The organism is Myxococcus sp. AB036A, assembly GCF_006547355.1.
Taxonomy (GTDB): domain Bacteria; phylum Myxococcota; class Myxococcia; order Myxococcales; family Myxococcaceae; genus Myxococcus; species Myxococcus virescens.
Window position 1 is genome coordinate 136,257 of record NZ_VHLC01000006.1, and the last position, 20,518, is coordinate 156,774.

General features: G+C 71.4%; 18 protein-coding genes. 9 read left to right on the top strand and 9 right to left on the bottom strand.

Annotation, left to right across the window (positions count from 1 at the left end; all coding sequences use genetic code 11):
• Positions 1-67 precede the first annotated feature (67 nt).
• From FL344_RS04415 to FL344_RS04430, 4 genes are read left to right on the top strand one after another with little or no spacing between them, the layout of a single operon-like run.
• Complete coding sequence (locus FL344_RS04415) at positions 68-2,695, top strand: penicillin-binding protein 1A (RefSeq protein WP_228564778.1); 2,628 nt, start codon at positions 68-70, stop codon at positions 2,693-2,695.
• Entirely contained in the window at positions 2,692-4,050 is a 1,359-nt protein-coding gene (locus tag FL344_RS04420; protein WP_141617632.1) for a VCBS repeat-containing protein, read from the top strand. Before FL344_RS04415 ends, FL344_RS04420 begins: the two co-directional genes overlap by 4 nt.
• On the top strand, positions 4,047-5,417 hold the full coding sequence (locus FL344_RS04425) for a peptide ABC transporter substrate-binding protein (RefSeq protein ID WP_141617633.1): 1,371 nt from the start codon (positions 4,047-4,049) through the stop codon (positions 5,415-5,417). Before FL344_RS04420 ends, FL344_RS04425 begins: the two co-directional genes overlap by 4 nt.
• Before the next feature lie 10 nt (positions 5,418-5,427).
• Positions 5,428-7,077: an ATP-binding protein gene (locus tag FL344_RS04430; protein ID WP_141592287.1), complete on the top strand. Its 1,650-nt coding sequence runs from the start codon at positions 5,428-5,430 to the stop codon at positions 7,075-7,077.
• A 1-nt stretch (position 7,078) separates the two neighbouring features.
• Here FL344_RS04430 and FL344_RS04435 read toward each other — a convergent pair whose 3' ends face one another.
• The 4 genes from FL344_RS04435 to raiA form a co-directional block, all read right to left on the bottom strand.
• Positions 7,079-7,903 carry a class I SAM-dependent methyltransferase gene (locus tag FL344_RS04435; RefSeq protein ID WP_141617634.1) on the bottom strand — a complete coding sequence of 275 codons (825 nt, stop codon included), beginning with the start codon at positions 7,901-7,903 and terminating at the stop codon, positions 7,079-7,081.
• A 52-nt stretch (positions 7,904-7,955) separates the two neighbouring features.
• Positions 7,956-8,288: an SMR family transporter gene (locus FL344_RS04440; RefSeq protein ID WP_141592285.1), complete on the bottom strand. Its 333-nt coding sequence runs from the start codon at positions 8,286-8,288 to the stop codon at positions 7,956-7,958.
• A gap of 137 nt (positions 8,289-8,425) precedes the next feature.
• Positions 8,426-10,507 carry an MXAN_5187 family protein gene (locus FL344_RS04445; protein WP_141617635.1) on the bottom strand — a complete coding sequence of 694 codons (2,082 nt, stop codon included), beginning with the start codon at positions 10,505-10,507 and terminating at the stop codon, positions 8,426-8,428.
• Positions 10,508-10,651: 144 nt separating this feature from the next.
• Positions 10,652-11,011, bottom strand: a complete 360-nt coding sequence (gene raiA / locus FL344_RS04450) for a ribosome-associated translation inhibitor RaiA (protein ID WP_090491726.1) — start codon at positions 11,009-11,011, stop codon at positions 10,652-10,654.
• Between the two features lie 169 nt (positions 11,012-11,180).
• Between raiA and FL344_RS04455 the strand changes: the two genes are divergently transcribed.
• Complete coding sequence (locus tag FL344_RS04455) at positions 11,181-11,543, top strand: response regulator (RefSeq protein ID WP_026114334.1); 363 nt, start codon at positions 11,181-11,183, stop codon at positions 11,541-11,543.
• 84 nt (positions 11,544-11,627) lie between these two features.
• The gene (locus FL344_RS04460) at positions 11,628-12,110 is read left to right on the top strand and encodes a DUF2007 domain-containing protein (protein WP_141617636.1); all 483 of its coding nucleotides are present in this window, start codon (positions 11,628-11,630) and stop codon (positions 12,108-12,110) included.
• 6 nt (positions 12,111-12,116) lie between these two features.
• Here the strand turns inward: FL344_RS04460 and FL344_RS04465 are convergent, their stop codons facing one another.
• On the bottom strand, positions 12,117-13,082 hold the full coding sequence (locus FL344_RS04465; protein ID WP_141617637.1) for an N-acetylmuramoyl-L-alanine amidase-like domain-containing protein: 966 nt from the start codon (positions 13,080-13,082) through the stop codon (positions 12,117-12,119).
• Positions 13,079-14,134, bottom strand: coding sequence for a HEAT repeat domain-containing protein (locus FL344_RS04470; RefSeq protein ID WP_141592281.1), 1,056 nt, complete (start codon positions 14,132-14,134; stop codon positions 13,079-13,081). Before FL344_RS04470 ends, FL344_RS04465 begins: the two co-directional genes overlap by 4 nt.
• A 77-nt stretch (positions 14,135-14,211) precedes the next feature.
• On the opposite strand from FL344_RS04470, the gene FL344_RS04475 reads away from it, so the two are divergent.
• Positions 14,212-14,529 carry a DUF4398 domain-containing protein gene (locus FL344_RS04475; RefSeq protein ID WP_141592280.1) on the top strand — a complete coding sequence of 106 codons (318 nt, stop codon included), beginning with the start codon at positions 14,212-14,214 and terminating at the stop codon, positions 14,527-14,529.
• Between the two features lie 17 nt (positions 14,530-14,546).
• Entirely contained in the window at positions 14,547-15,956 is a 1,410-nt protein-coding gene (locus tag FL344_RS04480) for an OmpA family protein (RefSeq protein ID WP_194858519.1), read from the top strand.
• Positions 15,957-16,048: 92 nt separating this feature from the next.
• Here the strand turns inward: FL344_RS04480 and truD are convergent, their stop codons facing one another.
• Genes truD through FL344_RS04495 form a run of 3 tightly spaced genes read right to left on the bottom strand, consistent with a single transcriptional unit; the run spans position 16,049 to position 19,411 of the window.
• The gene (gene truD, locus FL344_RS04485) at positions 16,049-17,083 is read right to left on the bottom strand and encodes a tRNA pseudouridine(13) synthase TruD (protein ID WP_141617638.1); all 1,035 of its coding nucleotides are present in this window, start codon (positions 17,081-17,083) and stop codon (positions 16,049-16,051) included.
• Complete coding sequence (locus tag FL344_RS04490) at positions 17,080-18,417, bottom strand: DUF4388 domain-containing protein (RefSeq protein WP_194862984.1); 1,338 nt, start codon at positions 18,415-18,417, stop codon at positions 17,080-17,082. Before FL344_RS04490 ends, truD begins: the two co-directional genes overlap by 4 nt.
• Positions 18,418-18,424: 7 nt before the next feature.
• A complete protein-coding gene (locus FL344_RS04495) occupies positions 18,425-19,411 on the bottom strand; it encodes a thioredoxin domain-containing protein (protein WP_141617640.1) in 987 nt (328 codons plus the stop codon).
• A 72-nt stretch (positions 19,412-19,483) separates the two neighbouring features.
• Here FL344_RS04495 and FL344_RS04500 point away from each other — a divergent pair, with 72 nt between their 5' ends.
• On the top strand, positions 19,484-20,515 hold the full coding sequence (locus tag FL344_RS04500) for an asparaginase (protein ID WP_141617641.1): 1,032 nt from the start codon (positions 19,484-19,486) through the stop codon (positions 20,513-20,515).
• The last annotated feature ends 3 nt before the right edge of the window (positions 20,516-20,518 follow it).

Here is a 20,518-nt window from a genome sequence, read left to right on the forward strand (position 1 = left end):
GCGGGCCTCCAGAGCGGTTCCCGTTCGGTGTCCCCCGGTCTAACCTGCGGACTTTCTTTCCAGCGCAATGACCACGGCTCCCCAGATGCCCTCTTCGCCCGATTCCTCCACACCCACTCCCCCCGCGCCGCCTTCGCGACCGGGGTTCGGTGCCCGGCTGTGGCGCTGGACGAAGCGGCTGCTCATCACCGGCCTCGTGTGCCTGGTGCTCGGCGCCATCACCGTGGCGGGCGGCTACGCGTACTACAGCCGGGACCTGCCCTCCGTGGACGCGCTGCGCAACTACCAGCCGCCGCAGGTGACGAAGGTGACGTGCGGTGACGGCACGCTCTGCGCCGAGTTCGCGCACGAGCGACGCACGTTGATTCGCGTGGAGGACCTGCCGCCCCACGTCCGCAACGCCTTCCTGGCCGCCGAGGACGCTGACTTCTACAAGCACGAGGGCCTGGACTTCTTCGGCATCACCCGCGCGGCCATCAAGAACCTCATCCCCAACAGCCGCAAGTCCGGCGCGTCCACCATCACCCAGCAGGTGGTGAAGAACCTGCTGCTGTCCCCTGAGCGCAGCTTCACCCGCAAGGCGCGCGAGTGGATTCTCACGCCGCGCGTGGAGGAAGCGCTCACCAAGGACCAGATTCTCTCGCTCTACATCAACCAGTCCTACTACGGGCAGCGCCGCTACGGCATGGAGGAGGCGGCGCTCTTCTACTTCGGCAAGCACGCCAAGGACTTGAACGTGGGCGAGGCCGCCGTGCTCGCGGGCACGGTGCAGCTCCCGCACCGCATCAACCCGGTGACGAACATCACGCGGGCGAAGTCGCGTCAGCGCTACGTGCTGGACCAGATGGCGCGCAACGGCTTCGTGTCCGCGGACGTGGCGGAGGCGGAGAAGGAGAAGCCCATCGTCCTGGCTCCCCGGCGGGGCAAGGTGGTGGGGCCGTATTACACGGAGGAGATTCGCCGCACGCTCATCGCGCGCTACGGCGAGCAGGCGGTGATGGAGGGCGGGCTGCGCGTGGACATCGCCATGGTGCCCAAGCTCCAGCTCGCGGCGGAACAGGCGGTGCGTGACGGCCTGGAGGCGGTGGACCGGCGCCAGGGCTACCGCGGTCCCCGTGGCGCGCTGGAGAAGGGCCAGTGGGAGCGATACCGGGCCCTCATCGCCACGCGCATCGAGGAGGCGGGCCGCCGGCAGAAGGACCAGGGCTACGTCGCGGACCTGTCCTCGCTGGCGAAGGTGGAGAAGGAAGCGCCGAAGACGCCCGAGACCGCGGGCGCGCCCCTGGACCCGCTGGAAGAGGAAGGCACCGAGGAGCAGCGGCCGGACCTGTCGCCCGAGGACGAGGCGCCCCTCTCCGCGGACCAGCTCCTGGCGCAGTCCGTGCGCCTCAAGCCCATGGAGGAAGGTCTGCGCCTCACGGGCTACGTCATGCAGGTGGACGACAAGCGCAACGTGGCGCGCGTGGACCTGGTGGGCCGCACCGCCGAGGTGGCCTTCACGGCCGTCTCCTGGGCGCGGCAGAAGGGCAAGAGCGCGCCGAAGAAGATTTCCGACGTCTTCACGGAGGGGCAGCTCGTCTTCGTGCGCGTGCTCAAGGCACCGCCCGCGCCAGCCTTCGTGGAAGCGACGCTGGACCAGGTTCCCGAGGTGCAGGGCGGGCTGGTGGTCATCCGTCCGGAGAACCGGCACGTGGTGGCGCTGGTGGGCGGCTACGACGCGGAGCGCTCCTCCTTCAACCGCGCCACGCAGGCGAAGCGGCAGCCTGGCTCGTCCTTCAAGCCGTTCCTCTACGCCGCCGCCATGGGCAGTGGCCGCTACACGCCGCTGTCCAAGGTCAATGACGCCCCCGAAGCCGTCCGCGACCCGTACACGGGCAAGACGTGGAAGCCGCAGAACTACGACCGTCAGTTCCACGGGCCGATGACGCTGCGCGAGGCGCTCACCAAGTCGAAGAACACGGTGTCCGTGCGCCTCATCGAGGCGCTCACCCCGGCCACCACCATCGACTTCGCGCGCCGGGCTGGCATCCACTCCCCGCTGCCGGAGAACCTCACGCTGGCCCTGGGCACCGGTGAAGTCACGATGCTGGAGGCCGCCAACGCCTACGCCACGCTCCAGGCCAATGGCCGCTATGCGGAGCCCTTGATGCTGCTGCGCGTGCGCGACGCGCGCGGCAAGGTGCTGGAGGAGCATCAGCCGGCCTTCGAGGAGACGCTGCCGCCCGCGGTGGCCTACCTCACCACGTCGCTGATGCGCAGCGTGGTGGAGGACGGTTCGGGCCGGGCCGTGCTCGCGCTGGAGCGCCCCGCCGCTGGCAAGACGGGCACCACGCAGCAGTCCCGCGACACGTGGTTCTCCGGCTACACGGCGGACTGGGTGGCCAGCGCGTGGGTGGGCTTCGACAACAACGCGCCGCTGGGCGGCAGTGAGACGGGTGGCCGCGCCGCGCTGCCCATCTGGCTCCAGTTCATGCGCGTGGCCCACGAAGGACTGCCCACGCGGGAGTTCGAGGTGCCCCCCGGCGTCGTGCAAGTGCGCATCGACCCCATCAGCGGACTGCTGGCGGGCAACTCCGTCCCGGGCCGGCTGGAGCCCTTCCTCGAAGGCACGCAGCCCACCGCGGAGGCGCCGCCGCCGGGACAGGTGACCACCGACCAGTTCTTCCTCGACGAAGGCAACAGGCGGGGACTGTGAGTCCTGCCCGAGCCCTGCTGCTCGCCCCCGTGCTGGCCACGCTCGTGGCGCGGGCGGCGCCTGCGTCCGACACCACCGCCGCCCTTCCCCGGCTCGCCCGGCAGGTGACGGGGGCCGTGCGCGCGCAGCGTGGCGTGGAGTCGCCGGTGGCGGTGAATGTCACGGGCGGCTCGGCCGAGCTCCGCCGCGCGGTGAGCACGATGCTCGCCTCGCAGCTCTCCTCCGCGGGCCTGTCGCCCGTGGTGCTGGAGGCGCCCACGGCCGACGCCGCCGAGACGCTGGCGCGCGCGCAAGGTGCCCGGACGCTGGTGCGACTCTCGCTGAACGTCGAAGGCGGCGAACTGCGCGCCCGAGGTGATGTGATTGGCACCTGGGTGAACTTCTGGTCCGGCCGCACGCCCACGCGGCCGCCCAAGCCCGCCGCCACGCTGGTGGAGACGGTGCCCGCGGACCCGACCGTGTTGGCGCTCGCGTTGGAGGGCGGAGGCACTTCGCCCACGTCGCCCCCGGAAACGAGCCCTCAAGGCATCCGTCTGCTGGGCGCGGCGCTGGCGCGTCTGGAGCATCCCCTGGCGGCGCTCGCCGCCGGGGACATGGACGGGGATGGCCGGGATGAAGTGGTGGCCCTGACGGAGCATGACGTCTCCGTCTTCGACGCGGAGGGACGGCTCGTCGCGCGCAAGGAGCTGGACTCCTTGCCCGTTGGAAGCGCCACCACCCGGGAGCCCTTTGGCGCGTTGGCGTTCCTGCCGGGGCCCCCCCGGTTGGCCGCGTGGAGCACCCGCCATGCGCACGGCGAGCTGCTGGCGCTGGACAAGGCCCGCGCCACCCTGCGCGCCGTGGGGACGCTGGACACGGCGCCGCTGGGCGCCACCGAACGAGGCACTTTCGTTCCGGGCCAGACAGCCTTCGCGCCCACCCTGAAGCTGGCGGAGGGCCGCGCGCTGACGGTGCCCGCGCCCTTCACCACCGCGAGCATGGATGCCCAGCGGATGCTGTTCGTCCACCCGGATGGCACCGCGGCCTTCTACGCGCACGCAGGCGCGGCACCAGCGCGCTGGACGAACCTGGGCGCCGGCAGCGCGCTGGGAGACCTGGATGGGGACGGCGTGCCGGAGCTCATCACCACCTCGACTCAGCTCACCCCCGCCCCCGATGTGCTGCGCGTGCACGGCACCTCCGGGGACGACCCCGGCACGCACGAACCCCTGTGGCAGGGCGCCCTGCCCACGGGCCGCGCGCTGTACGTGGTGACGGCCCGCCTGGACGGCGACAAGCGCCGCGAGGTCATCGTGGGCCTCTGGAAGCCGGACGGCACCAGCGAGCTGCTCCTCCTGCGCCAGGGGGCGCCATGAGACTCCGCTCCACCCTTGCCTGCCTCGCGTTGCTCGCGTCCGCGTCCGCGCAGGCGGCCGGCCGCCCTCGTTACGGGGGTGAGCTGCGCGTCGCCCATGGCGGCCCGCCGGAAGTGGCCGAGCCCGCGCTGGCCGACACGCCCCTGGAAGCAACGCTGCTGGGGCTGCTTTCCCCACCGGTGTGCCGTGCCACGCGGGACGGCGGCTTCGAGCCCGCGCTCGCACGGGAGGTGTCACGCCCCACGCCCCAGTCCCTGCGCATCACCCTGCCCGGCCCCGCGTCCGCCACCGCGCTCGCGCGTGCATGGATGCGGCTGGCGAGCAACGACGGCGCATCACCGTACCGGGCCCTCTTCCATCCGCTGCGCGGAGAGGCGCGGCAGGTGACGCCCCAGGGCGCCACGCTGGAGCTGACGCTGGCCTACCCCTGGCCGGACCTCGAGCGCGCGCTGTGCCATCCGGCGCTGGCGCCGCCCGCCGCCCCCAACGCGCTGGGCCCCTTCACCGCCGCGGGACGCGGGGCCCTGGAAGCGCAGACGGCCTGGCCCCAGGGGCGCCCGTACCTGGACCGGTTGCTGCTCACCGCCACGGACCAGCGCGGCCTCTCCCGGCTGTGGTCGTCCCGGCAGGTCCAGGTGGAGCTGGGCGTCGCGTCGGAGACGGACACCACGGCTGGCGCGCCGCTCTACGCCACCTTCCTGGCCTTCTCCCCACGGCGGCTGCCCCCGGACTTCCGGCAGGCCGTGGAGAGCGCCATCGACCGCGAGGACCTGACCCGACTCTTCGTCCAGGCGCCCGCGCAGCCCATGCCGCACCTGCTCCCGCCGGTGATGCTGGACGCGCCCGCGCGCCCCCGGCCGTCCGCGCCGTCGGCGCGCCCCGCGCGGACGGTGACGCTGCGCTACGACGCATCGGTGGAGGACCAGCGCGCGGTGGCGGAGCGCATCCAGGTGAAGCTGCACGAGCGCGGCTACACCGTGGCGCTGGAGGCGCTCCCGCGCGCGGCCCTGCGCGCCCGCTGGGCCCAGGGTGACTTCGAGCTGATGCTGCACGCGCTGCTGCTGCCCCCCATCCCCGGGCCTGCGCTGGCGGTGGTGCTGGATGCCGGTGGGCGCAAGGACTTGCTGGGCGTGGAGCTGCCCGCCATCGGCGTGCTTCCGTCCTCCGCGGCGCGGGACGCACGTGCGCGTGAGCGGGCCCTGGCCCTGGCCGCGTCCGTGCCCCTGGTCCCCCTGTACGTGCAGGGGCTGGGAATGCGCTTCGCTCCGGACGTGGGCGGGGTGATGATGGATGCACAAGGCCTCCCCTCGCTGGACGGACTGCACGTGCTTCCACCGGAGGGGACGGCGATGGGAGGACGTCCTTGAGGAGAACGGCATGCGCTTGAGGACGCGGCTGGCGCTCGCCTTCGCCCTGCTGGCCCTGGTTCCGCTCGCGGTCGTCGTGCCCCCCACCCTCACCCGCTTGCGCGACACGTTATCGCGCGAGCTGGACGCGCGCATGGAGGCCGCCACCGCCTCCGCGCAGGAGTCCCTGGAGCGCTCCAGCGCCACGGCCCGCCGCGCGGTGGAGGAGCTGGTGGACAGCACCAGCATGGAGGACCTGGCCCGCGAGGCCCGCGACCGCCCCACCCGCGCCATCCAGGCCGGCACCGCCGAGGCCCTGATGAAGAGCCGCGGCCTGAGCGTGCTGGCCCTCTTCGACCGCGAAGGAAGGGTGCTCTCCTCCGGCCACCTGCCCGCGCGCCGGGGAGACCCGGACCCGGCCCTCTTCGCCGTCACGAAGCAGAAGTCCCCCCGGCCCGTGCCAGTGCGCGTGGACGTGCGCACGGCCTCCGGACTCCGTCAGCTTCCGGCGCTCGTCACCGCGCGCCCGGTGGACTTCGGGGACCTGCGGCTGTGGGCCGTGGGCGGCGTGCTGCTCGATGAGAGCCTGGCGCAGCACCTGGCCCGCCTCACCCAGACGCAGGTGACGCTGCTGGCGGGTGACACGCCCCTGGCCAGCGCGGGCACGGCCGAACCGCCGACGGTGACGAAGGCGCTGCCGCTGGGAGAGGCGGCCACGGTGCGGCTCGTCTTCAGCCGCGCCGCCGCGCGTGAAGCGGAACAGGGCGTCATGCGCGCCTTCCTCCTGCTGGCGGCGCTGGGCGGCACTTTCGCGGTGCTGCTGGGCCTGCTGGTGTCCCGGTGGATGACGCGGCCAGTGGAGGCCCTCACCGAGGGCGCCCGGCGCGTGGCCGAAGGCGCGCTGGAGTCCCAGGTGACGGTGGAGGCCAGCGGCGAGGTGGGCGAGCTGGTGCGGACGTTCAACCGCATGACGTCCGAGCTGAAGGCCACCACCGAGCGGCTGATGGCCAGCGAGCGCATCGCCGCGTGGCAGGAAGTGGCGCGGCGACTGGCCCACGAAATCAAGAACCCGCTGACGCCCATCCGCATGTCGCTGGAGACGCTCCAGGCCGCGCAGGAAGCGAAGCACCCGCGCTTCCCCGACATGTTCAAGGAGAGCGCGGGCGTGGTGCTGGAGGAAGTGGACCGACTGCGCCGCATCGTCGACGAGTTCAGCCACTTCGCGCGGATGCCCAAGCCGCAGCTGGCGCCCGTGGACCTGGGCGAGCTGGCGCAGAGCGTGCTGGCGCTGTACGCCACGCCGCCGGCCGGCATCCAGATTCTGCCCACGCTCCAGACGGGCGTGGTGGCGCGGGCGGACCGCGACCAGCTCACCCAGGTGCTGGTGAACCTGGTGAAGAACGCCGAGGAGGCCATGGCGTCCACGGGCGGCACCCTGCGCGTGCGCGTACGCTCCACCGAAGCCGACGCCATCGTCGAGGTGGAGGACAGCGGCCCCGGCATTCCCCTGGAGCACCGCGCCCGGATCTTCGAGCCCTACTTCACCACCAAGGACGGCGGCACCGGCCTGGGGTTGGCCATCGCCTCGCGCATCCTCCAGGAGCACGGCGGCAAGCTGGAGCTTGGCGGAGAGCCCGGCCACGGCGCGCGCTTCAGCCTCGTGCTGCCGCGCGCGGCCTGACTCAGACGCTGCGCTCCGCGAAGCGGACATGGACCAGCGCGGGCAACCGCTCTTTCACCCAGGGCAGCCTGTTGAGACCGTTGTAACCGTACCGGAAGAAGCCCCTCGGGAAGGTGTAGGGCTTCAATTCCACCTGGCGGATTCGCGGCACCCACCGCCGCAGCGTCGCCTCCAGCGCGTCGCGGTTGATGCCCCAGGGCATGGGTGGCAGCCGGTACGCGAGGGTGCGGCGCAGCCCCTTGAGCGTGCGCCGCGAGAACCAGCGGGGAATCGTGTCGAAGAGGAGCTCGGCGCCCGGGAAGCGCTCGGCGATGTCCACGATGAGCCGACGGACGTCGTCTTCCTCGAAGTACATGAAGAGGCCCTGCGCGACGATGAACACGCCCTTGCTGGCGTCCACGCGGTCCATCCATGCGCGGTCCAAGGCGCTCACCGGGCAGTGCATCAGCCGCTCGTTCGGCGTGAGGAAGCGCTCCCGGATGGCCACGGCTTCCGGAAGGTCCACGCTCAGCCAGCGCAGCTGCCCGTTGTCCAGCCGATGCGCTTGCGTCTCCAGTCCTTCTCCCAGCGACACCACGAAGCCGTCAGGGTGCGTGGCCAGCCACGCGCGAATGCTCCGGTCCATCTCCACCGCGCGAATCGCGAGGGACGGCTCCGCGCGGCCAAAGGACTTCTCGAAGTCGTAGTCGATGGCGCCGTAGATGCGCAGCGCCTCCGCGTCCTTCAGGACTCCGTCCGGCCGCTTCGCCTCCCCTGCCCGGGAGTGCAGCGTCCAGAGCATCGTCTCCGGAATCCCCGTGAGGTTCGGCACGTACCGCGTCTGCATCGTCCCCCTCCTGATATCGACGCCATCTCCCGGGCGAGCTCCGCCAGGCGCCTCAGTGCGCCGCCGACCTGGAGAAGATGTTGATGACGATGACGCCCGCCAGGATGAGCCCGATGCCCACGAGCGCGGGGACGTCCAACCGCTGGCCGTGAAGGAGCCACGCCACACCGGAGATGAGGACGATGCCCGCCCCGGACCAGATGGCGTAGGCGATGCCCGTGGGGATGGTCCTCAGCGCGAAGGACAGGCAGAAGAAGGCCACGCCATAGCCCAGCACCACGAGGATGGACGGCCCCAGCCGCGTGAAGCCGTTGGAGCTCTTGAGCGCCGAGGTCGCCACCACCTCGGCCACGATGGCAATCCCCAGATAGACCGCGTTGTGCATGAACCGCCTCCGCGGGCCTCTATAACCACTGGCTCCGAAGGCGGCCCGCGCGAACATCCGAAACGAGAAGGCCCGCGGCCTCTCGAGGAGACCACGGGCCTTCGGTGCTTCAGCAGCGGCCAGGGCCGCGCTCGGGCTCAGTCCTTGACGGGCGTGGCCTTGAGGGCCGCCTTGCCTTCCTTCACGTAGACCTGGAAGCGCACCGTCTTGCACGCGTACTTCTGGACGAGCTGCTCCTTGTTCTTGCGGAGCTTCTGCACGAACTTGTCGTACGTCAGGCCGTCGGCCGCCTCGCCACACCGCTCACGGGTGGTGAGGAACTCGCGGAAGACCTCCTGGAAGTGCTGTTCGTCGGTGAGCGCCACCGCGGAGTTGCCCAGGCCCGGCAGCGGAATCGCGGCGGGCTGAGGGGCGGAGCGCGGCGGCGGCATGGGGATGGCGTCCGACGTCGGAGGCCGCGCGCTGGCTTGGAGCAACTCGCGCGGAATCGCCGCCACGCGCGTCGTCTCCGGGCTGTCCGGTGCGGCCTGGGAGGCCGCCAGGGCGAAGGGGTCCGCCGCCTGTTGCAGCGAGTACGCCGCCGTAGGCTGGTCCTCGAAGGCGAACGCACCCCGGCGAGGCGACGCGGGCGACAGCGGCTCGGGCCCACCGAAGGACTCGGGTGAGGACTCGAACGGCATCGCCCCCGCGTGCGCGGGCTGCTGCGGCGGCGCGGGGAACGGGAACGCCTCGGCCGAGCCGAAGGGGTCCGCCGCGGGCGGGGGCGCCGGAGGGGCAAAGGCAAACGGGTCCGCCGCGGGGGCCGGAGGCGGAGCCGGCGGGGCGAACGCGAATGGATCGCCCACGGGCGCCTGCGCCGGGCGCGACATCGCGAACGGGTCTCCCGTCGGCGGCGGCGCCTGCAGCGCGAACGGGTCGGCGGCGGGCGCGGGGGCCGGAGGAGCAAAAGCGAACGCGTCGGCGGCGGGCGCGGGAGCCGCGGGCGGCGGCGCGAAGGCGAACGGGTCCGCGGCGGGCGGCGGCGCGAAGGCGAACGGGTCCGCGGCAGGTGCCGGAGCGGCGGGCGGCGGCGCGAAAGCGAACGGGTCCGCGGCAGGCACAGGGGCCGGCGGCGGCGTGACGGCGGCCGGCGCGGGCGCCGAGGCCATGGCGGCCGACAGGCTCAACGTGTCGGAGCTGCCACTGGAGGCCTCCACGTCAGCCGCCTTGCGGCCGGAGCCCATCATCAGCGTCCACAGGAGGCTCAGGCCCAGCAGCCCCGCCAGGGCGAACAGCGCGTTCTGCTGATACGCGGCCAGCATGCCCAGCACCGGCTGCGTGCTGGCGATGGCGAGCACCTCCAGCGGCGTGCTGGCCAGCGCGCGGCGCGAGCCCACCATCAACGGCGCGTTCCCCCCCAGGGGGTCATTCTGGGTGAAGACAGGCAGCGCCACCGGGCCCAGCTCCAGGAACTTGCCGGTGCTCAGCACCACGCCCGAGGCATCCGCGGCGACCTTCGTCAACGAACCTTCCGCCAGCAGCTTCTGCGGACCGGCGACGCCCGCCAGCGCGTCGCCCTTCACCAGCGCCAGCGCGGCCGCGCCCGACGCCTGGACGGCGGCCTCCAGCCCGCCCTCATCCAGCAGCGGCGCGCCCAGCACCAGCGTCACCGCCGGCGCCCCGGCATTCCACGACAGCGGCACCGCCGCGAAGGCATGCGGCGCACCGAAGGCATCCACCACGCTGGCCCCGGACTTGACGAGGCTCACCACGTCCAGCTTCGCCGCGTCCGAGGACGGCTCGGCCCCGGCCACCGCGTGGAACTGCGTGTCCTGGGCGACCACGGCCACCACCGCGCCCTTGAGTTCCTGGGGAATCAAGGCTTCGACGGCGCTACGCAACGCGGCGAAGCGCTCGGCGGTGAAAGCGCGGGCGGCGGAGGCATCCACCTCGACGCGCTCACGCTCACGCTCGCGCTGGTTGCGCGGCGCGGGCTGCTCCGGAAGCGGCGGCGCGGCGGCGGACACCACCTCCGGCATGGCCGCGAGCTTCAGCGCCAGCGACTGCACTTCGGCACGACGAGAGTCCACACGGCGCGCCACCTCGGCGGCGCCCGCGGAAGCCTGGGCCGATGCACCGGCGACGGCGCGCTCGCGCAGCGGTCCCGACAGCATCGGCAGATGAGCAACGCCCAGTCCGATGACCAGGAATGCGAAGACGAGGAACTTGAGGCGGACCATCGCCGTCCTTTTAGCCCGAGGTTGAAGGGTTCCGCTTATAGCGTTCACCGTTCGGCCCCAGCAAGATTCGGGCACTGGACACGACGAGCCCGGCCGCCAGGTGTACGACCTGGGGGGCCGGGCTCTTGCCACCGCCAACCGCGATTAGTAGGTGGGAACGTCGGCCGCCACGTCCTCGGGCAGGCCGTTGGTATGAACGTCGCGCCGTTTCCCCAGCATGCGCTTGAGGCTCGTCTCCAACCGGTCACGCGATGCGTCGATGGCGGGGAACAACGAGTCCGCCGTCTCCGTCACATGCACCGAGGAGAGCCCGGGCAGTCGCACCGTGACCCGGCATTCCTTGTCCATGCCGCCCTTGGGCCCGTTGGTGTCCACCAGCGAGATGTCGATTTCCGCTGCCTCGTCATCCGCGAACCGTTCGATATGGCGCACCAGGTGTTCGTCGACATACGACTTGAGAGCATCCGACAGGTTCAGGTGCACTCCACGCAGCAACACCTTCATGGCATTTCCTCCGAGCCCAAAGATGGGCAGCCTGACGCCCGGTGGTGAGCCACCCCCTGCCCATTAATGGAGCCCGCCTGACGCTCCCCTGCTCTCCGGCCGGGTGGGCAGCGAAGCGCTCGCATCCGGGATGGACGAATCCCCACCGCCGCGCGGGTTTCTCAAGGGCATGGGCGCCGAACGAATCAAGGTCTTGCTGGTCGAGGACGACGGGGACAGCCGGGAGCTGCTGGCGGAGCTGTTGGAGTCGGAGTTCGACGTGAAGACGGCCACGGATGGACTGGCCGGCCTCGAGATGTTCGAGGCCGAGCACCCGGACGTGGTGGTAACGGACGAATCCCTCCCAGGCATGTGCGGCACCGAGCTGGCGCAGAAGGTCAAGGAGCGCGAACCCCGCGCCCGCGTCATCCTCGTGTCCGGTTACACACAGGTGCAGGGCTCCGAACACTGTGACGTGGTGCTGCGCAAGCCCATCGACGTGGAGCGCCTCAGCGCCGCGGTGTGCAGGCTGGGCGACGAAGCTCGACACTGAACGAAGTGACGAGCCCCGGGTGCCGTCCACGGCCCCCCAGACCTACTATTTCCCTCCAGACACCCACGGGCTGGAGGGACGGCGATGAAATACTGTGCCAGGTGCGGCTCCGAGTATCAGGACAGCGTCAACGCGTGTGCTGACTGTCCAGGCAACCCGCTCCTCGTGAGCGCGGAGGAGATGCGCAGCAGGGGGCTGCCGCTCCCGCATGAGCTGGATACCCGCGTCTTCGTCCGGGCCGGCTCCGCGGAGGACCCCTTCACCGCCGAGGTCTACACACAGCTCCTCCAGGACGCGAACATCCCCGTCCTGGTGCGCGCTGGCCGCTCGGGTGTCGTGGACAAGCTGACCACCGGCAACGTGCTGCCCTGGTGGGAAATCCACGTCCCCGCCGACCAGCAGGTCCGGGCCACGACGCTGATTGAGCAGGAGCGCCTGCGGGAGCTGGCCACCAACGACGAGGCCGCGGCCGCCGCCGAGGCCGAGGAGCGGGAGACCGAATCCCCCGCCGCCGAGGCCGAGGAGCGGGAGACCGAATCCCCCGCCGCGCCACCACCGGCCTACTGAACGCGCTCAGGGCACCGGGCGCGCCACCGAGCCGCCGCTCGCCGTATCGGGGCGGCGCGGCTCGAAGAGGCTGACGCCCGTCACCTTCCACTTCGAGTAGCGGCCGTTGCGGGCCAGGAACGTCTCCAGGTCCTCGTCCACCACGCGATTGTAGCCGCCGCGTGAGGCGTGGCGCAGGTACGTGCGCTTCTTGCGCTGCACCACGAAGCCCAGGTGGGTGATGCGGGTGGCCTTCAGCGGCAGGTCCTCGCGCATCACCACCAGGATGGTGCCCGAGGGGATGTCGCGCGCGTGCGCCATCACCCGCTCCAGAGGCAGCATGTTCAGCGGGTACGTGCCCACCACCTGCTGCGCCTTGGGCAGGCCCAGCGCCTGCGACGAGCGCGACTGCCAGGTGACCTTCGTCAGCGACTTCGTCACCGTGACGGCGTCCTCCCCCGCGTAGCGCCGCGTCACATCCTTCAGGAAGCCCTTGCGGATGTTGTTGGGCAGCCACTGCGCCTCCATGAGGTGGTTGCGGTCCTCATAGGTGGGCGAGCTCGCGTAGCGGATGCGCTCGAGCAGCGGCGCCACCTCGTCCTCACTGCCCGCGAGGCTCAGCGCCATCGACTGCTCCACGAAGGTGAGGCAGTCCACCGCGTCCAGCCGGAAGGTGGGGTCGGGGTCCACGCCCTGGCCCTCGCCCAGCGGCGACAGGACATATGGGGTGTTGATGAAGCGCTCGCTCATCCGCAGCAGCCGCCCGGCCAGCGGCGCGTCCGCGTCCTCCGACACGAGCGCGGCGCGCGCCTCCGCGCTGAGCCCCCCCCAGCCATTGGGCTTCACCGGACGGGCCGTGGCGAGCTGCTTGGACGCCGAGGGCGACTCCAGGAGCACTTCGGCACCGGGCCGGGTGTCCACGTCCTCCGGGGGCGTGGGGACCGCGGGCGCCTGCGATAGCAGGGCCGCGGCCAGGACCGCGACGACCTTCATTGCGCGACACCCGCCTTGCGGAGGATGGCCTTGCGCCGGTCGTCACGCAGCTGGAGCGTCTCCAGCTCCCGCTCGTACGCGAGCTTCTCGTCGGACTTCGCGTTCCACGACGCCAGCACCAGCCACTCCAACATCGACGCGTCCCCGCCCTCGTGGAGGATGCGGGCGGCGCTGGCGGCCAGCGCGCGGTCCTTGTCCTCCAGCAGCGGCTTGAGCGCGGGCGAAGCCTTCTTCGCGCTGACGCCTTCGTAGAGCTCCAGGCCCTGCCGGCGCACGAAGCGGTCGTCCGAGCCGAGCAGCTTGCCCGCGAAGGCGAAGCCCTCCGGCGAGCCCAGCCGGCACAGGCCGCGCGCCGCCGCGAAGCGGGTGCTCTCCGAATCGCTGGCGAGGAACTCCTTGAGGGCCGACGCCTGCTTGGCGTCCCCGGCCTCCCCCGCGGCGGCGAGCAGGGCCGCGCGCACCTCCACCTCCGGCTCCTTCCGGGCGGTCTTCACCAACAGGGCGCCCATCTTCGGATTGCGTGAGGCGCCCAGGGCCCGCGCCGCCTCGCGACGGACCCCGCTGCTCTTGTCCTCCAGCAGCGGCACCAGCACCTGGGTGTACCGGCTGTTGAGCTTCGCCAGGCCCTGCGCGGCATACATCCGCACCGCGCTGTCTTCATCCGACGCCAGGCCCGCCAGGGTGGGCTCGGCGGCGCGCGTTCCCAGCCCCGCAAGCACCGCGGTGAGGTTGCGACGGAGCCGCTCCTCGTGGACGGTGCGCAGCGTGGTGGCGATTTCCCGGGCCGCGTAGGCCTCCTCGCGCAGGAAACGCAGGCGGGAGACGGCCGCGGGGACGGCGCCCCCCTGAACCACGGTCTGGATGACCGCGTCCGTGTCCGCGCGCCGGGAGCTCCGTTTGGCGGCGGACGCGGGGCCGGACAGGGCGGTCCAGGGGAGGAGCAGCGAGAGCAGGAGGACGAGTCGGACGGACGGAGGCACGGGCCCCCGACGATGGCAAGGGCGGCGGCGGCCGTCAAAGTCCCACCACATGCCCGGTTCCCCGGCCGGCACGTCTGCCCGATTCTTGACCCTCCAGGGGGCGATTGATACGACCGCCAGGTTTCACCTCTCTCTCAAGGCGCCACCCTATGAAGAAGCTGATGGCGTTGGTGGCGGTGTCGGGGACGCTCACCGCGTGCGGCCCCGTGAAGTCCACCGCGAACATCCTCGACGCTGAAGTGCAGATTCAGGCCGCGCGCACCGCCGGGGCGGAGAAGCTCGCTCCCTACGAGTGGACCGCCGCCAACCTGTACATCGGCAAGGCCCGCGAGGAGGTGGGGTACTCCGACTATCAAGCCGGCGTCGACTTCGCCGTGAAGGCCTCCCGCTACGCCAACGAGGCCCGCGAGAAGGCCATGGCCGTGGCCGGAAGCACCGAGGCCGGCGGCCGGACTCCGAACCCGTGATGACCGAGCGCTTCCCGATGACGCGTCCTTCCCTGGTCACGCTGCTTCCCCTCCTCTTCTCCCTCTCCTGTGTCAGCGGCAGCAAGATTCGCGCGGACACGGAGGTGCTCGCGGCCAACGTGGAGCGCGCCCGCCGTAGCGGCGCCCTGCGCTGCGCGCCCGTGGAGCTGGCCACCGCCGAGGCCCACCTCGACTTCGCCCGTGGCGAGCTGAGCCAGGGCAACAGCGGCCGCGCCGACACCCACGCGCGCACCGCCGACGCCGCGGTGAACCGCGCGCTGGAGCTCTCCAAGAACTGTGGCCCGCGCCAGGTGCTGGTCCGCGACCGGCCGGAGGCCTCGCAGCCGCAACAGCCCCAGCAGCCGCAACAGCCGCAAGTGGTGGTCCGCATCGAGGAGACGGACAGCGACGGCGACGGCATCCTGGACAAGGACGACCCCTGCCCCGACCAGGCCGAAGACATGGACGGGTTCCAGGACGAGGACGGCTGCCCCGACCCGGACAACGACAACGACGGCGTGCTGGACGGCAACGACAAGTGCCCGCTCACCCCCGGCGTGCCGGAGAACCAGGGCTGCCCGGCCGAGGCCCCCAAGGACCGCGACGGCGACGGCATCATCGACTCCGAGGACAAGTGCCCCGACCAGGCCGAGGACAAGGACGGCTTCCAGGACGAGGACGGCTGCCCTGAGCTGGACAATGACGGCGACGGCATCGTCGACACGGCCGACAAGTGCCCCAACGAGGCCGGCCCCATGCAGAACCTGGGCTGCCCCATCGTCGACAAGGACGGTGACGGCGTCCTCGACGTGGACGACAAGTGCCCGGACGAGCCCGAGGACAAGGACGGCTTCCAGGACGAGGACGGCTGCCCCGACCTGGACAATGACGCCGACGGTACGCCGGACGTCCAGGACAAGTGCCCGAACGAGGCCGGCCCGACGGAGAACGGCGGCTGCCCGGACAAGGACACCGACGGTGACGGCATCGTGGACCGGCTGGATGCGTGCCCCGAGGAACCGGGCGTCCAGGAGGAGCGCGGCTGCGCCAAGCAGTACAAGATGGTCGTCATCAAGCGCGACCGGATTGAAATCAAGAAGCAGATCCTCTTCAGCTCCGGTTCGCACAAGATCTACGGCAAGCAGAGCACCGCGGTGCTCGACGACGTGGCGCAGGCCCTGCGCGACGCGCCGTGGATCAAGCGCATCCGCATCGAGGGCCACACCGACTCGATGGGCAACGACGCCTCCAACCTGCGGCTGTCCCAGCGCCGCGCGGACGCCGTCATGGCGCAGCTCCTCCGCCGCGGCATCGACCCGGGCCGCATCCAGGCCGTGGGCTTTGGCGAGACGCAGCCCATTGCCCCCAACAGCACCAAGACGGGCCGCGCGATGAACCGCCGGACCGAGTTCAAGGTGGCGGAGTAGCAACCGCCCTGCCCCGGCCGCACCTGGCCGGGGCACGACGCACCAGACGCCTCCGGGGCCTCGCGCCCGCGGAGGCGTCGTCGTTTTGGGGCTCAGCCGTCCTTGAGCAGCTCGTGGAGGACCTCGGTGGCATATGCGCCCCGAGGCAGCTCGAAGGTGAGCCAGAGGTCCTCGCCGTCCGCCGTCTTCTCCGCGGTCAGCTCGGGCGAGCCCAGGCGGACGCGGTAGGGGCGGCGGCTGCCTTCCGTCTCACCACCGCCGCGCTTGAAGTCCTCCGGCGTGACGCCCGCTTCCGTCAGCAGCCGCGCCTCGAGCTCGGCCACGGCTCCGGCGGAGGCCGTCATCTTCGGCCCGAAGAGCGGGCCTGCCGGGCTCACCTCGAAGGCGGCCACGCGGGGGCCGTCCACCTCGGGTGACTCGCACACGAAGAGGCCGCCCGTCTCCTCCTTGCGCAGCACGTCGCCAGCGAGCGCGGTGGCCAGCGTCCCCGCGTGCAGCCGCGCCGCCAGCGCCTGGTTGAAGAGGCGCGACTGGAAGGCGGACAGGTACAGCTTGCGCTGGAAACGGTCCGGCCGCTTCGGCAGCCGCTGGCCCAGCACCAGCAGCCGGCCCAGGTCGGCGTTGTCCCCTGCCCGGCCGAAGCGCTGCTCGCCGAAGTAGTTGGGCACGCCCTGCGCCACCAGCCGGGAGAACGTCTCCCGCGCCGCGCCGGAATCCTTCACGTCGCGCAGGCGCAGGCGGAAGCGGTTGCCCCGCAGGTGCCCGGTGCGGAGCTTGTTGCCGTGGCGCTTCGTCCACAGCACCTGGACGCCGTCCAGGGCGAACTCCGGCACCTTCGGCTCGGCGCGCGCGGGCACGGACACCAACTGCCGGGTGATGGCGTGCCGGTCCTTCATCCCCGCCACGCCAATGTCGTCCTCGGACACGCCCAACGACGCGGCCAGCGCGCGCACCAGCTCACGCGTGTCACGGCCCCGCTTCTCCACCCAGAGGTAGAGGTGCTCGCCCTCGCCGGAAGGCAGGTAGGCGGGAACCTCCTCGACCTCGAAGTCCTCGGGAACCAGCTTGAAGGCGCCCCCACAGCCGGGCACCTCCGCCGTCAGGCGCGGCCAACCCAAATCCGTCACGATGCCTCGAGCGTGGACAGCAGTTCCTTCACGCGGCGGGCCAGGTCCTCGTCCGCGCGAGACTCCAGCAACTCACCGGCCTGGAAGAGCAGGAAGAACATCATGTCGCTGAGCGCCTGCCTGAAGGTCGCCAGGGGCTCACTGCCCAGCTGTGCGCGGTGGCGCTCGAAGCTCTCGATGAGCTTGTTCTCCGGGAGGCTGCCATCCGGAGCGAAGGCCAGCCCTTCCAGCACCGGCGACGACGACAGGCCCTGACCGGAGAGGGCCGCGTTGGCCGCGGCGATGAACTCGCGATCCATGCCCTGCTTGGCCACCTCGTCGCGAATCTCCCGGAAGATGAAGTTGAAGACGCGGGCCACCGGGCGCGGATCCACCGTCACCACCGGGCGCGAGGGCGCGCGGGCCGGAGCCTGCGCCGTGCGCTCGGACGGCTGGGGAATCGGCGTCGGGACGCCCGGGCCAGGAACCATCAGCGGCTTGTCCGTCACCGAGGCGAAGCCGCCCTCCAGCAGGCGGAAGACCACCTTGGTGACGTCGAACTCCGACAGGCGCGCTGCGTGCCCCAGCTCCAGAATCGTGCGCCGGCCGTCGAGCAGGCCCAGCACCCGGTCCTCGTCCTCCTCCAGCTTGCCGTCCGAGGCGCGCTTGCGCGTCACGTACAGCCGGCCGTGGGGGATGCGCTTCCGGAAGTGCGCCATCTCGTCAATCTTCCGGATGCTGTCCATCAGCAGGCTCTGCGTGGACAGTTGGATGATGTGACCGGACTTGTCCTCCACCGGCTGGTCGATGAGGAAGAAGGTCCCCTCCCGGCACAGGACGATGGCGTGGAAGATTTCGCTCACCTGGTGGGTGACGCACTTGAAGAGGTCGTGCGACTTGAGCAGCCCCTTCTCCACCAGCGAGCGCCCCACCTTGGAGGGCGGTTGCTCACGCAGCGCCGCCTCCACCTGGGCGCGCTCCACGTAGCCCATCCGCACCAGCACCTCGCCCAGCCGGTCGGCCGGGTCGTCGGAGGAGGCGCCGCGCACCTCCCCCTCGCGCAGGGTGACGGAGCGCTCTCCGCCCGGCGAGTGGACGCGCACCACGCCGCTCCAGCGCGACTGGCTGAGGAAGGCGATGAGGTCCGACAGCGGGAAGCCGCCCGCGTCCCCCGCCAGCACCACGCGCGGCACCGGGATGGAGCCGCCCTCCGCGGGCGTGCGGGAGAACACCAGCAGGTCGGGCGCCGTCGCCATCAGCGCGTACGTTCCCGACCGCCCCGCCAGCGGTGAAGGCACATGCCGGTCCTCGGGGACGAGCTGCGCCGACGCGTCGATGCGGAAGCGGGGTGTCATGGCGGCGTCAGTCAGCCGCCCAGGCGTTCTTGTTGGCGGACCACTCCAGCTCGTCTTCCAGGCTGTGCGACAGCATCTCCGCCTCCACGAAGGACAGGTCCAGCGCACGTCCGTTGAAGTACACGGAGGGCGTGCCGCTGATGCCCGCCGCGCGGCCCTGGCTGCGGTAGCCGTCCAGCTCTTCCTTATACGCGTCCGTCTTCAGCAGCGCCGCCAGCTTCGCGCCATCCAGGCCCAGCGACGTCGCCAGGGCGGCAATCGCATCGGGCTTGAGGTTGGACTGGTGCTCGAAGAGGGCGTCGTGCATCTGCCAGAACTTGCCCTGGTCCCTCGCCCACAGCGCCGCCTGGGCGGCCTGCTTCGCGTTGGCGTGCATGGACAGGGGGAACGGCAGGTAGCAGAAGCGCACCTGCTGCGCGTGCTTCTTGGCGAAGGCCTCCAGCACCGGCCGGGCCTTGGCGCAATACGGGCACTCGAAGTCGGAGAACTCCACCACCGTCACCGGCGCGCCGGCCGGGCCCATGCACATCCGGTCATCCACCTTGAACTGCGCCCGCGGGTCACGGAAGGCGGAGTAGTACGTCGACAGGGAGAGGATGACCTCGGTGGCCGGGCTGCCCTCGGACACCCTGCGCGCGGCCAGTTGCGCCATGCGCCGGGCGTGCTTGCAGGGAGTGTGCGACTTCAGACAGGCGCCCAGCGTGTGGGGGCAGCCGCAGTAGCAGAACTCGTCGTTGAAGACCGTGCCCAACTCCCGCTTCGCCGTGGGCGACAGCGAAGAGAAATCCATGCCCGGGATGCCCGACACGGCCTCGGCCGGGTCCACAGGCGCGGCGGCGGGCTCGGCCGGGGCCGGAGCGGCGGAAGCCTGCGGGGCGGGCGACGCCGACTGCCCACCCGTCGGGGCCGCGCTCTCGGGGTTCTTGCACCCCGGGGCCGTCAGGACCGCAACGGCCAGCAGGGGAACGACACGCTTCCAGCAGAAAAGGAGCACGCGGCGGGTCTTAGCGACGCGCGCGGGGCTTGTAAAGCAACGCCAGCCTTGGCAGGGAAGCGCCTGTTCATCATGCCCAGAGTCCTGCTGCTGCATACCGGGGGTACGCTCGGAATGGCCGGGGGGCGCCCGTCCGCCCTGAAGCCCGCGGCCTTCTTCAAGACACTCAAGGCCCGCGTGCCGGAGCTGTTCGAGCTGGCCGACATCGAGCTGGAGCTGTTCAGCAACCTGGACAGCTCGGAGATGCAGCCGGAGCTCTGGAGCCGGATGGCCGCGCACCTCCACGCGCGCCTGCCCCACTTCGACGGGGCCGTGGTGACCCATGGCACGGACACGCTCGCCTACACCGCGAGCGCCCTCTCCTTCATGTTGCGCAACCCGCCCTGCCCCGTGGTGCTGACGGGTTCGCAGCGGCCGTTGGGCAAGATTCGCTCGGACGCGCGGCTCAACCTCATCGACGCGGTGCTGTCCGCGCTGCACGGGCCCCGCGAGGTCACCATCTGCTTCGACTCGCGCCTGTACCGGGGCAACCGGGCCCGCAAGGTGAAGGTGTCCGAGTACGACGCCTTCGACAGCCCCAACTTCCCCGTGCTGGGCACGCTGGGCGTGGACACCACCTTCGAGCCGGGCCTCAAGTCCCGCGGGGCCTTCCGCCTCTATGAGCGGTTGGACGCCAAGGTCTTCCTCCTCAAGGTGTACCCGGGGCTGGACCCTGCGCTGCCGCTCCAGCTGCTACCGCACGTCCGGGGACTGGTGCTGGAGGCCTACGGGGCAGGTAACTTCCCCATCGCTCCGGAGCTGGGGCGCTCGCTGACGCCCCTCTTCCTCCAGGCGCGCGAGCGGGGCGTCCCGGTGGTGGTGGTGAGCCAGGCGCACCGGAATGGCGTGGATCTCTCCTTGTATGAGTCCGGGGCGGCGGCCCTGGAGGCCGGGGCGATGGGCGGCGCGGACATGACGCCGTCGGCGGCCCTGGTGAAGCTGATGCAGGGGCTGGCCTACCACTCCGGCTCGTCCGGGGCCCTGGCGCGCTACATCCAGAGCCCGGTGGCCGGAGAATTGACCGTCGGAAGGCCGACAGTCGCCCCGGACGAGCCGGAGTGGTAGGCC